This window comes from Mesorhizobium sp. B2-4-17 (assembly GCF_006441275.1).
GTDB lineage: Bacteria > Pseudomonadota > Alphaproteobacteria > Rhizobiales > Rhizobiaceae > Mesorhizobium.
The window spans coordinates 212,246-224,638 of sequence record NZ_VFUX01000001.1; the positions used below are offsets into that span (position 1 = coordinate 212,246).

12 protein-coding genes are annotated in these 12,393 nt (G+C 64.0%); 5 read left to right on the forward strand and 7 right to left on the reverse strand.

Going from position 1 to position 12,393, the window contains the following annotated elements:
- The first annotated feature begins 188 nt into the window (after positions 1-188).
- Positions 189-1,109 carry a bifunctional 5,10-methylenetetrahydrofolate dehydrogenase/5,10-methenyltetrahydrofolate cyclohydrolase gene (locus FJ548_RS00890; protein ID WP_140610926.1) on the forward strand — a complete coding sequence of 307 codons (921 nt, stop codon included), beginning with the start codon at positions 189-191 and terminating at the stop codon, positions 1,107-1,109.
- Positions 1,110-1,120: 11 nt separating this feature from the next.
- Here FJ548_RS00890 and glcF read toward each other — a convergent pair whose 3' ends face one another.
- The 5 genes from glcF to FJ548_RS00915 form a co-directional block, all read right to left on the reverse strand.
- Positions 1,121-2,446 carry a glycolate oxidase subunit GlcF gene (gene glcF / locus FJ548_RS00895; RefSeq protein ID WP_140776297.1) on the reverse strand — a complete coding sequence of 442 codons (1,326 nt, stop codon included), beginning with the start codon at positions 2,444-2,446 and terminating at the stop codon, positions 1,121-1,123.
- 8 nt (positions 2,447-2,454) lie between these two features.
- A complete protein-coding gene (locus FJ548_RS00900; protein WP_140610928.1) occupies positions 2,455-3,660 on the reverse strand; it encodes an FAD-binding protein in 1,206 nt (401 codons plus the stop codon).
- Positions 3,661-3,841: 181 nt separating this feature from the next.
- On the reverse strand, positions 3,842-4,351 hold the full coding sequence (locus FJ548_RS00905; protein WP_140776299.1) for a DUF559 domain-containing protein: 510 nt from the start codon (positions 4,349-4,351) through the stop codon (positions 3,842-3,844).
- A gap of 4 nt (positions 4,352-4,355) precedes the next feature.
- The gene (locus FJ548_RS00910; RefSeq protein ID WP_140776301.1) at positions 4,356-5,852 is read right to left on the reverse strand and encodes an FAD-linked oxidase C-terminal domain-containing protein; all 1,497 of its coding nucleotides are present in this window, start codon (positions 5,850-5,852) and stop codon (positions 4,356-4,358) included.
- A 285-nt stretch (positions 5,853-6,137) separates the two neighbouring features.
- Positions 6,138-7,460 (reverse strand): DUF3422 family protein, encoded by a 1,323-nt coding sequence (locus tag FJ548_RS00915; protein WP_140610931.1) that lies wholly within the window; start codon positions 7,458-7,460, stop codon positions 6,138-6,140.
- Positions 7,461-7,670: 210 nt separating this feature from the next.
- Here FJ548_RS00915 and FJ548_RS00920 point away from each other — a divergent pair, with 210 nt between their 5' ends.
- From FJ548_RS00920 to FJ548_RS00930, 3 genes are all read left to right on the forward strand, one after another.
- Entirely contained in the window at positions 7,671-8,474 is an 804-nt protein-coding gene (locus FJ548_RS00920; protein ID WP_140610932.1) for an FCD domain-containing protein, read from the forward strand.
- A 26-nt stretch (positions 8,475-8,500) separates the two neighbouring features.
- Positions 8,501-9,637, forward strand: coding sequence for an alpha-hydroxy acid oxidase (locus FJ548_RS00925; RefSeq protein WP_140776303.1), 1,137 nt, complete (start codon positions 8,501-8,503; stop codon positions 9,635-9,637).
- 62 nt (positions 9,638-9,699) lie between these two features.
- Positions 9,700-10,470: a metallophosphoesterase gene (locus FJ548_RS00930; protein WP_140610980.1), complete on the forward strand. Its 771-nt coding sequence runs from the start codon at positions 9,700-9,702 to the stop codon at positions 10,468-10,470.
- A gap of 37 nt (positions 10,471-10,507) precedes the next feature.
- On the opposite strand, the gene FJ548_RS30660 is transcribed toward FJ548_RS00930, so the two are convergent.
- Positions 10,508-10,639, reverse strand: coding sequence for a hypothetical protein (locus FJ548_RS30660; RefSeq protein ID WP_264296538.1), 132 nt, complete (start codon positions 10,637-10,639; stop codon positions 10,508-10,510).
- 293 nt (positions 10,640-10,932) lie between these two features.
- Positions 10,933-11,631, reverse strand: coding sequence for a type 1 glutamine amidotransferase (locus FJ548_RS00940; protein ID WP_140610935.1), 699 nt, complete (start codon positions 11,629-11,631; stop codon positions 10,933-10,935).
- Positions 11,632-11,719: 88 nt separating this feature from the next.
- Here FJ548_RS00940 and FJ548_RS00945 point away from each other — a divergent pair, with 88 nt between their 5' ends.
- Positions 11,720-12,367 (forward strand): hypothetical protein, encoded by a 648-nt coding sequence (locus FJ548_RS00945; RefSeq protein ID WP_140610936.1) that lies wholly within the window; start codon positions 11,720-11,722, stop codon positions 12,365-12,367.
- Positions 12,368-12,393: the final 26 nt, after the last annotated feature.

Here is a 12,393-nt window from a genome sequence, read left to right on the forward strand (position 1 = left end):
GACGGGCCGTATGGGGATGCGGTCGGTCAGGAAGGGCAGTGCGGGGAACCGCGCTGCCCTTTCCTTTTGGTTGGGCAGGAGGCGTTCCGCGGCGTTGCGTCGCGCAAAAGGCATCGCGGTTCGCTTTCATGCTGACATTTCCGATGTTCTTTTGCTATGTCGGCGCCAACGAGAGAAAGAGTCCACCCATGTCCCTGTCCGACGACAGCCGCTATCTCAAGGGCGGCCCGGTTGCCCAGCGCATCATCGCCGCCGTGCGTCAGGATGCGGCGATTGCCAAAGCCGAGGGTTTTCCGCCCAAGCTGATCTCGATCACCGTCGGCGACACCGATGCCGTCGATGTCTATGTCCGCAACCAGCGCGCCAAGGCTCAGCTCGCCGGCATCGATTTCGAGGAAAGGCGCTTTCCCGCCACTATCACTTCAGGCGAGCTGGAAGCGGCAATCCATGGCCTGAACGCCGATCCGCGCGTCACCGGCATCATCATCCAGCGGCCGGTTCCCGCCCATATCCCGATCAAGACGCTGCAGGCGGCGGTGCATCCGCTGAAGGATGTCGAGGGCATGCATCCGGCCTCGATCGGCAACATCGTCTACAACCAGCTCGATCTGGCGCCCTGCACGGCGGCCGCCTCGGTCGAGTTGCTGAAGGAGACAGGCCTCGATCTCAAGGGCCTGGAAGTCGTGGTCGTCGGCCATTCGGAAATCGTCGGCAAGCCGATCGCCTTCCTTCTGATGAGCGAAGGCGCGACCGTCACGGTCTGCCACCACATGACGCGCTCGGTCGCCGCCCATGCACGCCGCGCCGATGCGCTGTTCGTCGCCGTCGGCAAGCCGCGGCTGATCAAGGCCGACATGGTGAAACCAGGGGCTGCCGTCATCGACATCGGCATCAATTCCGAAATCGGGCCGGATGGGGCGAGCCGCATTGTCGGCGACGTCGACACCGAAAGCGTGCGCGAGGTCGCCTCCTGGATCACGCCTGTGCCAGGCGGCGTCGGCCCGATCACGGTGGCGATCCTGCTGCGCAACACGATGGTGGCGCTCAGCCGGCAGCGCGCGCTCTACGAGGCGACTTACGGTACGGCGGACAGGCTCGCGGCGGAGTAGGCTCCCGGTCCTCATTCTGCCGCGACGAGGCTGTCCTCGAGCACACCGTCTGGCTTCGGTCCGCCATAGGCCCAGTCGAGCAATTTTACCGTGTGCACCACTGGCAGCTTCGCGGCGGACGCAATCTGGGTGATGCAGCCAATGTTGCCGGTGGCAATGATCGAAGCGCCGGTCGCCTCGATGTTCTTCACCTTGCGGTCGCGCAGCCTGGCCGAAATCTCGGGCTGCAGGATGTTGTAGGTGCCGGCCGAGCCGCAGCAGAGATGCCCTTCATGCGGCTCGCGGACGATGAAACCGGCCTTGGCCAGCAACTCCTTCGGCTGGCGGATGATCTTCTGACCATGCTGCATGGAGCAGGCGGAATGATAGGCGACAACGGTGCCCGGCTTGCGCACCGGCTCGGGCAGATCGATGGCGGTGAGATACTCGGTGATGTCCTTGGCCAGCGCCGACACACGCGCGGCCTTGTCGGCATAGGCCGGATCCAGCCGCAGCATGAAGCCGTAGTCCTTGATCGTCGTGCCGCAGCCTGAGGCAGTGATGATGATGGCATCGAGACCGCCCTGTTCGATGGCGCGTGTCCAGGCGTCGACATTCTGCCTTGCCGAAGCAAGCGCTGCCTCCTCGCGTCCCATGTGATGAACCAGCGCGCCGCAGCAGCCTTCGCCCTTGGGCACCACGACCTCGACGCCGAGCCGCGTCAGCAGAGAGATCGTCGTGTCGTTGATGGCGGGGTCGAGTACCGATTGCGCACAGCCGGTAAGGATGGCGACGCGCCCCTTTTTCGTGCCCCGCCCGACATGAATGCCCGGCGAGGCCATCGGCGAAGCCCCGGGGATCGATGCCGGGGCCAGCTTAAGCATCGCGCCGAGCGGCTTCAACGCCGGGATCTTCTCGAACAAGCCAATGAACGGCTTGCCCAGTTTCGCCAGTTTGAGCGCGGCGCGAAAGCGTTGAGGGTAGGGCAAGACAAAGGCCAGCATGGAACGGGTCAGCCGGTCGAGCAGCGGCCGCTTGTAGGTCTCCTGGATATGGGCGCGGGCGTGGTCGACAAGATGCATGTAGTTGACGCCCGATGGACAGGTGGTCATGCAGGCCAGGCACGACAGGCAGCGGTCGATATGGGTGACGATCTCCTTGTCGGCGGGACGGCCGTTTTCCAGCATGTCCTTGATGAGATAGATGCGCCCGCGCGGCGAGTCGAGCTCGTTGCCAAGCGTCACATAGGTCGGACAGGTGGCGGTGCAGAAACCGCAATGCACGCATTTGCGCAGGATCTTTTCCGATTCAGCGACATGCGGATCGGCAAGCTGGGCGGATGAGAAATTCGTCTGCATCTGATGTCCTAGGCCATGCGGCCGGGATTGAGGATGTTTTTCGGGTCGAATTCCTGCTTCAGGCGCAGGCTGAGCGCGGCAAGCGCCGGCGCCTGTGGTTCGAACACCGGCAGCGCCGTGCGATGGGCGGGCGCCGCGCGCGCCAGCGTCGCGTGGCCGCCGCCATGTTTGCGCAAAAGCCCCCGTAACAGAGCCGCTTCCGGGTCGCCCTCTTCCATGCGCAGCCACACCAGTCCGCCCTGCCAGTCATAGAAGGCGCTGACAGCGGCCTGCATGCGCAAGGTCAGGACCATCTGGTGCGCTTGCGAAGGCACCATCGACACGCGCCAGACCGGTTTCTCGCCGCCATCGGCGAAGGGCCTGATATCGCGTATGTCGCGCCAGATCAGCCGCGAGGCCTCACCGGAAATTTCCTCCAGCGGCCCAGCCTTGCCAAGCAGCGTCTTCAGCGCTGCAATACGGTAGGCAACGGACGGGCCAAAGCCCTCGACGCGCAGCAACGTGGCGGCGTCACTGCCGAGCGCGCCGCCGGCGACGCGCGCGGCAATGCGCTCCGGCAAATAGGCAGCGCTCGACACTTCCGCGCTGCAGCCGAGTGCCATCGCCATCGCGGCGGCCGCCGCATCATCAAGCAATCCTCTGATCGCCAGGGTGACTTCGGCTTCGGCCGCAGGCAGTACCTTGAAGGTGACATCGGTGAAAACGGCCAAGGTACCCCAGCTGTTGGCCATCAGCTTCGATAGATCATAACCGGTGACGTTCTTGACCACGCGGCCGCCGGATTTGAAGGCTTCGCCCCGGCCGGAGACCCCATTGATACCGAGGATATGGTCGCGTGCCGCACCGGCCTTCAGCCGCCTCGGACCGGACAGGTTCGCGCCGAGCACGCCGCCGATCGTGCCTTTGCCCGGCTCGCCGCCCAGCAACGGACCATAGTCCATCGGCTCGAACGCCAGTTGCTGGCCGTTCTCCGCCAGCAGTTTCTCGATCTCGGCCAGCGGCGTGCCGGCTTTCGCTGACAGCACCAGTTCGGCGGGTTCATAAAGTGTCACGCCGGTGAGCCTCGACAGGTCGAGCGTGTGCTCCGTCTGCAGCGGACGGCCGACGCCACGCTTGGAGCCATGGCCCAGGATTTCGAGCGGCGACTCTTCCGCCGCCGCCCAGGCGACGGTGGAGAGGACTTCGTCTGAGGTGGAGGGGGTGAAGGTGGTCAAGGTGCTGCACCAACAGCCAGCCGCTTCCAGCGGCGAAAAGCGAGCGCCACTTCCTTGCGCGCGATCCTGTCGAGCGAGAATTGTTTGAACAGCAAATCAGACTTCGGCAGAGCTTGGGTTCCTCGCCCCCGCAAGGCGGGGGAGAGGTGGCTCGGGCGGAGCCCGAGACGGAGAGGGGCAATCATAGAACGTCGCCCCCAATCTTCTTGGGCGCGAAAACAAACCTCAGATCTGTGGCGACCACGTCTTCGGCTATTCGCCCCTCCAGTGCCGCGAGAATGGTCTCGCAGACAATCCGGCGAGTTTTGAGAATGTCGACATTCCAGAAACGCAGCACCGAAAATCCCTCACCGCGCATGAACTCGTCGCGTCGCCGGTCATAGGAATTCTCGGAGTGCTGACTTCCGTCAAGTTCGACGACCAGCTTTTCGCTACGACAGGTAAAATCGGCGAAGTATGGTCCGATCGGCATCTGCCGTACGAATTTGTACCCGCCGAGCCTTCTGGCCTTTAGCTCGGTCCAGAGTAACGCTTCAGCCTGATTGTCGCCGTGACGAAGTGTGCGAGCACGCGCAATCTTCTCAGGCGAGCGGCGGCTTGGTGCGGGCGTCACCCTCTCCGACTCGGGCTGCGCCCGAGCCACCTCTCCCCCGCTTTGCGGGGGCGAGGAACCCCTATTCTGAGACGACATCACCTCAAAACCTCGGAATGTCGGGAAACGCCACCTGCCCGCGATGCACGTGCATGCGGCCGAGTTCGGCGCAGCGGCGGAGCTGCGGGAAGACTTTTCCCGGATTGAGCAGGTGGTTGGGATCGAAGGCGCATTTGACGCGCATCTGCTGGTCGAGGTCGATCTGGTTGAACATTTCCGGCATCAGGTCGCGCTTCTCGACGCCCACGCCATGTTCGCCAGTGAGGACGCCGCCGACCTTGACGCAGAGCCGCAAAATGTCGGCGCCGAAGCTTTCGGCCTTGTCGAGTTCACCCGGCACGTTGGCATCGTAGAGGATCAGCGGGTGCAGATTGCCATCGCCGGCGTGAAAGACATTGGCGACGCCGAGCCCATATTTCTGCGACAACTCGCGCATGCCGTGCAGCACGCGCGGCAGTTCCTTGCGCGGGATGGTGCCGTCCATGCAGTAATAGTCGGGCGAGATGCGGCCGACCGCTGGGAAGGCTGCCTTGCGGCCGGCCCAGAAGCTCAAGCGCTCCTGCTCGGACTGCGAAATGCGGCAGGTGGTCGAGCCGTTGCGGATGGCGATCGCCTCGACCGCGGTGATGAGATGATCGACCTCGACGACAGGCCCGTCGAGCTCGACGATCAGCAAAGCCTCGACATCCAGCGGATAGCCGGCATGGACGAAATCCTCGGCCGCACGGATGGCCGGGCGGTCCATCATTTCCATGCCGCCTGGAATGATGCCGGCGCCGATGATGTCGGCGACGCACTGGCCGCCCTGCTCGCTGGTCGGGAAGCCGATCAGCAGCGCGCGCGCCGTCTCCGGCTTCTTCAGGATGCGCACGGTGACCTCGGTGACGACGCCGAGCAAGCCTTCGGAACCGGTCATGACGCCAAGCAGATCATAGCCTTCCGCATCGAGGTGACTGCCGCCCAGCCGCACCACCTCGCCGTTCATCAGCACCATCTCGATGCCGAGCACATTGTTGGCGGTGAGGCCGTATTTCAGGCAGTGGACGCCGCCGGAGTTTTCCGCGACATTGCCGCCGATCGAGCAGGCGATCTGGGAGGATGGATCGGGGGCGTAATAAAAGCCCTCCTGCTCGACGGCGGTGGTGATGCCGAGATTGGTAACGCCCGGTTGGGCAACGACGATGCGATTGGGATAGTCGACCTGGAGGATGCGGTTGAAGCGGCTCATGACCAGCAGCACAGCATCTTCCAGCGGCAGTGCGCCGCCCGACAGCGAGGTGCCGGAGCCGCGCGGTACGACACGGATGTTGCGGTCGTTGCAGTATTTCAGCACGCGGGACACCTGCGCCACCGTTTCAGGCAGCACCACGACCAGCGGCAATTGCCGATAGGCGGTGAGGCCATCGCTCTCGAAGGCCCGCATGGCGTTGGCAGCATCGACCACGCCCTCGCCCGGCACGATGATGCGCATGTCGGCGACGATCTCGTCGCGATGGCGCATCGTGGCATCGTCAGGTTGCGGCATGGCCAAGCCGGACATCAGCAGCCTCATTCTGGTTCACTGGTCAAAATCTTTTACCAGTCCGGCACGCCCGTTGCAAATCCTGCTTTGGTTGAGACCGCAAGTCGAGGCCGAGACGAGCTTCCGCAGCGGCAATCTGCCGCTACCCTCCTCCCTTGAGGGGGAGGTGGCCGCGAAGCGGCCGGAGGGGGTCGTCTCACCTAGATCGCCGACTTCATCTCTGGCGCGAAACGAGCGCTGGCGCTCTACGCGAGGCGACCCCCTCTGTCGCCTTCGGCGACCTTGAGGGGGGAGATTGCGAGCCTATTCGCCGGCGTGCTTGCCAGGCTCGGAATGCATCCGGCGCACACGGCGCACGCCCCACCAGACCAGCAGGATGGCGACCGGCACCGAGGCGGCGGTGACGATCTCCGGCGCGAAGGCATGACCGAAGATCGAGGCGCCCTTGGCGACATAGCCGATCAGGCCGACGACATAATAGGAGACGGCGGCGACCGAGAGGCCTTCGACGGTCTGCTGGAGCCGCAGTTGCAGGCGGGCGCGGTTGTTCATCGAAGCGAGCAGGTCGCGGTTTTGCTTCTCGACCTCGACATCGACCCAGGTGCGCAGCAGCGTGGTGGCGCGGGTGAGTTTTCGCGACAGGTTGGCTTGCCGTTCTTCCACCGAGCGGCAGGTCCGCATCGCCGGCGCGACGCGACGCTGCAGGAACCCTTCCCAGGTGTCGTAGCCGGGCACGGCTTCCTCTTCGAGTGCCTCCAGCCGCTCGACGACGATGCCATCATAGGCGCGGCTGGCGCCGAAGCGGTAAAGACTCGAGGCCGCGTCCGCCTCCAGTTCCGCGGCAAGTTCGGTCAGGTCGGCGAGCAGCGTCTGGCTGTCGCGGGTCTCGGCGACCTTCATTTCCAGCGTGGTCAGAGCCAGCCTGTCCTCGATACGACGGGCGCGACCCGACAAGGTCAGCGCCAGCGGCAGGCCGAGCATGGCGAGCGTGCGGTAGGTTTCGATGTCGATCAGCCGCTGCGACAGCGCCCCGGTGCGCGCCGGCGTCAGGCCGCGATCGAGCACCAGTATGCGGGTCATGCCGTCACCATCCTGGCGGAAATCGGTGACGATTGCCGCGTTGCCGCGCTCGACCAGCGAGTAGCACAGGCTGGTAGGGTCGAAATCGGCGATCAACCGCTCGCTCACCTGTGTCCATTTGCGGATCTCGAGCCGGATGCCCGAAATGACGGTGCCCGGCGGCGAAAAGCCGTTGCCGAACGGCGAATCCTCCTGCCCCCTGCCGTTTTCGGAAAGCGGCCCTTCCCACAGATAGGTCGAGAATTCCGTATGCCGCTCCCAGCGCAGCGAGCCCTTGCCCCACTTCATGGCGTGGTGACGCGCCTGGCGGTCGGGCGCGGCAATGCCAAGGCGCCGCGACAGTTCGGAAAGCACGGCATGATCGACGCTGGAACCGCCTTCGGTCATGAAGGCGAGTTGCACCAGGACGCGCGGCTTTTCGATCAGCGGATGCGGCCGGGCATGCACCTCCCCCAGTGCGCCGGGCCGGCCCTCATGCGCGGGGAAGCCCATGACGCTGCCCTTGGCACGCGGCTGGAATTCGAGATTGGACGGGTCGTCTGACACGGCTGGTCCCCCGGGGTTTCCTTGACCCTCTTGCAGTCGCGTCCCTCTAGGGCCAATCGCCTGATGACGCAAACAGCAAAGTTTAGCCGAAGGTTGATGGAACAGCGCGCGGCAATGCCGGCCCACCCTGACCAATTGGATAAATAATTTGACCAGTTGGCGACGCAGGCTTTATCGTGCGTGATACCGGTTCACCTTCCAGGCAATCTGTTGAGCGATATTTTTTCCAGGATCGAGCATTCGCGCACCGCCGACGAGGTGGTGCAGCAGATCGAGAGCCTCATCCTCGAAGGCGTGCTGCGCACGGGTGACCGGTTGCCGGGCGAGCGCGAGTTGGCACGCCAGTTCGACGTGTCGCGGCCGATCCTGCGCGATGCGCTGAAGGCGCTCGAAGGGCGCGGCCTGCTGACCACGCGCCCAGGCGGCGGCACGCATGTCGCCGACATCATCGGCCAGCTGTTCACCAAACCGGTGGCGGACCTGATCTCGATGCATCGCAAGGCGGTGACCGACTATCTGGAATACCGCCGCGAGATCGAAGGCATAGCCGCCGAATATGCGGCGCGGCGCGCTACCCCCGAGGATCTTGCGCTGCTCGACCGCATCATGGCGCGCATGGATGAGGCGCATCGCACCGGCGATTTCGACGACGAGGCCGAAATCGACGTCGAATTCCATCACGCGATCTGCGAATGCGCGCACAACATCCTGCTCCTCCACACGCTGCGCTCCTGCTACCGGCTGCTGTCGGAAGGCGTGTTCCAGAACCGGCTGCTGGTGTTCACCGTGCCCGGCGCGCGCGAGGCGCTGCTTGCCCAACACCAGGCGATCCACGCCGCGGTGAAAGCCGGCGATCCGGCCGGAGCCCGGCAAGCGGCGATGGACCATATGACCTATGTCGAGCGGTCGATGGCGGAAGCCGAGCGCAGCGGCGAGTGGCAACGCGTGTCGCGGCTCAGGCTGCGGCAGCGTTCGGAAGCCGGCGACACCGAACCGGCACGCAGGCGCTCCTAGTCAATTCGATTCAAGCGGGGACCATCATGAGCGACATTCTCACCATCGCAGACCTCAAGGATCTCGCGCGCCGACGCGTGCCCAAGATGTTCTTCGACTATGCCGACTCCGGTGCCTGGACTGAGAGCACCTATCGCGCAAACGAGGAAGATTTTCAGAAGATCAAGTTCCGCCAGCGCGTGCTGGTCGACATGAGCAACCGCTCGCTGGAATCGACCATGATCGGCCAGAAGGTTTCGATGCCGGTGGCGCTGGCGCCGACCGGCCTGACCGGCATGCAGCACGCCGATGGAGAGATGCTGGCGGCGCAGGCGGCCGAGGAATTCGGCGTGCCCTTCACCCTGTCGACAATGAGCATCTGTTCGATCGAGGACGTCGCCTCGGTGACGAAGAAGCCGTTCTGGTTCCAGCTTTATGTTCTGCGCGACAAGAATTTCGTGCTCGACCTGATCGACCGCGCGAAGGCGGCGAAATGCTCGGCGCTGGTGCTGACGCTCGACCTGCAGATCCTCGGCCAGCGCCACAAGGATGTCCGCAACGGGCTTTCGGCGCCGCCCAAGATGACGCTGACCAACATCATCGACTTGGCTCTCAAACCGCGCTGGTGCCTGGGCATCGCCGGCACCAAGCGTCGCACCTTCCGCAACATCGTCGGCCATGCCAAGGGCGTCGGCGACGTCTCTTCTTTATCGTCCTGGACGACAGAGCAGTTCGATCCGCAGCTGTCGTGGAAGGACGTGGCGTGGATTAAGGAGCGCTGGGGCGGCAAGCTGATCCTGAAAGGCATCCTCGACAAGGAAGATGCGCTGATGGCGGCCAAAACCGGCGCTGACGCCATCGTCGTTTCCAACCATGGCGGGCGTCAGCTCGACAGTGCGTCATCGTCGATCATGGTGCTTGAGGAAATCGCCGATGCGGTCGGCGATCAGATCGAGGTCCATATGGATGGCGGCATCCGCTCCGGCCAGGACGTGTTGAAAGCGCTTTGCCTCGGCGCCAAGGGCACCTATATCGGCCGGCCATTTCTTTACGGCCTGGGCGCGCTCGGCAAGGAAGGAGTTACCAAAGCGTTGGAAATCATCCGCAAGGAGATGGACATAACGCTGGCGCTGTGCGGAAAGCGGCTGGTGACGGACGTGGGCAAGGACCAGCTTCGGCGCTAGGACCGTTCATTCGTTGGCCGTAGCTTCCACGTGACGGCCCGATCATGGAGACGACGCCAGCCTTGACGCAGAGCGGCATTCATTTTCTCGACGCGCGTGGACCGGACGGCATGCGGCTCTACGCCATCGGCGATGTGCACGGGCGATATGACCTGCTCAGCGCCATGCATCGCCGGATCGAGAACGAGCTGGAATACGCGCCGTCGTCCGACTGGCGCATCATCCATCTCGGCGACTATACCGACCGGGGGCCGGAGTCCAAAAGCGTCATCGATTTCCTGATCGAGGCGCAAAAGCGCGATCCGCGCAATTTGATGCTCGCCGGCAACCACGACATCGGCTTCCTCGAATTTCTCGACGTTCCCGAGCCGGACGGCCTGTTCATGGGCAATGGCGGCATCCAGACGGCGCAGTCCTATGGCGTGACGCTTTCCGCTGGCAATGGCTGGTTCGGCAGGGCCGAGGCGGCACTACGGCAGGGCCACGCGGCACTGGTCGACGCCGTGCCGCAGAGCCATATCGACTTCCTGCGCTCGCTGCCGTTTTCAGTGACCTTCGGTGACTTCTTCTTCTGCCATGCCGGCATAAGGCCGGGCGTTCCGCTCGACCAGCAAAGCCCTGCGGATCTGATCTGGATCCGCGACCTCTTCCACCACCATTCCGGCCTTTATCCCAAGATCGTGGTGCACGGCCACACGCCGGTGCCGGAAGCCGAAGTGATGGTCAACCGCGTCAATGTCGACACGCTTGCCTGGCAGTCAGGCAAGCTTACCGCGCTCGTCGTGGACGGAGCGGACAAGCGCATCCTGGAAATGGCGATAAAGGAAGCTTGAGCGCCGCGCGTTAGAGGACGCGAGGGAGCCTCCGGCTTTAGCGAAGCGAGGCGGTGACGCCGTAGCCGTCGATGGCGTTGTGGTTGTTGGCTGCATCTGCGGTATAGATACCCAGACCGCAAAGCACGATGGCCGACAGCATGGCAAAGGACAGAAGCGCTGCTTTCACGGAAGTCATCTCTTGTTGAGCTTTCTGCATCTGTGCATGGGTCAGTTACCAATGCGTTGAAACGGAGAATTCGCTTCAAATTTTCGGCGATTTCGCGCTGCTAGGCATTTTCTGTATCGGAGGTGTGTCGCACGGGTCACACAAAAGGTTCATCGCGGTTGCACAGCCGATGCAGGGCGCGCGCCTTCTAGGATAGCGGGCGGACACAAGCCAAGGATGAAAGGTGTTTTCCCCAGACGGATTCAGGGCCGCGTGCCAATTATGTCACGCGGCGGGCTGCGGAGGGCGGATGCTCAGATGGTCGCGACCCAGGCGCGAGCAATGGCAAGGCCGGCGGCATCCGCGTCGGGGCCGTTGCGTGCCATTTCGCCGTCAAGCTTGCCGGCCCAGTCGGGATGGCGCGCGGCGATAACAGGCGCGAAGGAGGAACTCCAGTCCTTGACCATCGGCCGGTCGGCCTCGAAATGGAACTGGAAGCCGTAGACTGCGCGGCCGACCCGAAACGCCTGATTTTCGGCGACGTCATTGCCGGCGAGCCGCACGGCGTTTTCCGGCAGTTCGAACGTGTCATCGTGCCACTGGAAGATCGGGAACTTTTCCGGCAGCGCGGCCAATACCGGATCGGCCTTGGCGTCCGGCGTCAGCGAAACGCCGTGCCAGCCGAATTCGTTGGCGCCGCCGATGCGGTTCTCGCCGCCGAAGGCACGGGCGACAAGTTGGCTGCCGAGGCAGATGCCGAGCACCGCGCGGTCCTTGCCGGCGAAATCGCGGGTCAGTTCGAGCAGCGCGGGGAAATAGGGATATTCATCATCGGCCAATGCATTCTGGCCGCCGCCGAGCACCACCATGGCATCGTGCCCGGCTGCATCGTCAGGCAACGGATCGCCCTTGTAGGGCAGGCGCACATCGAGATCGGCACCCGCTTCCGCAAGGGCGGCACCAACCTGGCCGAGGCCGGTATTGTCGTAGTTCTGGACCACCAGCACCCGCATCCGCAAACCCTGCTGACATGAAAATGATGCGAGGAGCGATACCATGCCGCCAGCGTTGCGGCCAAGATGCGTATCCTGGGAGAGAACTATGCCACTGCAGAACCGGGTCGATCCGTTCGGCGCCATCCGCGCCGTGCCAGAGCGCGGCCTGTTCACCGGCAATCGCGGCATCATCCATGATCCCGAAACGAAGACCCTGTTGAAGAAACGCTGGGCCCTGCAGGCCTGGATCATCTGCGTGTGCCAGTTCCGCAACGTACGGCGCGAGCCGATGGGCCGCAACCGGCCGGGTGGCAAGACCGGCTGGACCGAGCTGTTTTTCCTGGACGAGGTCACGGCGTTGGCTGCGGGGCACCGGCCCTGCTTCTTCTGCCAGCGCGAACGGGCCAGGGATTTTGTCGGCCACTTCGGCAAGGCCTTCGGCATTGCCGAACCGCGCGCCCCGCAGGTCGACAAGCGGCTGCATAGGGAGAGACTGGCGTCGGGCGGCAAGCCTCCAGCGATCGCCGCCGATGAGCTTGCCGGCCTCCCTGACGGTGCGATGATTGCCGACGGCGGCAATGCCTATGGCTTGCGCGCCGGCAAGGTGTTGGACTGGTCGTTCGCTGGATATGGCCAACCGCAAGGTTTCAGCGGCCTCGCCGGCCGCCCACTGCGGCTCCTGACGCCGCCGACCACAATCTCGGTGTTGAGACAGGGCTTTCGGCCGGTATGGCATCCGTCCGCCGAGGCTTGACGCCGGCGGCCGGGTCCCCCATTCCT

What these genes read in the sequence shown, in the direction of transcription:
- FJ548_RS00940 (WP_140610935.1), bottom strand. Translation starts at nt 11,631, where the DNA reads ATGCGGGTGCTGGTGGTCCAGAACTACGACAATACCGGCCTCGGCCAG.
- FJ548_RS00945 (WP_140610936.1), top strand. Translation starts at nt 11,720, where the DNA reads ATGCCACTGCAGAACCGGGTCGATCCGTTCGGCGCCATCCGCGCCGTG.
- glcF (WP_140776297.1), bottom strand. Translation starts at nt 2,446, where the DNA reads ATGCAGACGAATTTCTCATCCGCCCAGCTTGCCGATCCGCATGTCGCT.
- FJ548_RS00925 (WP_140776303.1), top strand. Translation starts at nt 8,501, where the DNA reads ATGAGCGACATTCTCACCATCGCAGACCTCAAGGATCTCGCGCGCCGA.
- FJ548_RS00905 (WP_140776299.1), bottom strand. Translation starts at nt 4,351, where the DNA reads ATGTCGTCTCAGAATAGGGGTTCCTCGCCCCCGCAAAGCGGGGGAGAG.
- FJ548_RS00910 (WP_140776301.1), bottom strand. Translation starts at nt 5,852, where the DNA reads ATGTCCGGCTTGGCCATGCCGCAACCTGACGATGCCACGATGCGCCAT.
- FJ548_RS00890 (WP_140610926.1), top strand. Translation starts at nt 189, where the DNA reads ATGTCCCTGTCCGACGACAGCCGCTATCTCAAGGGCGGCCCGGTTGCC.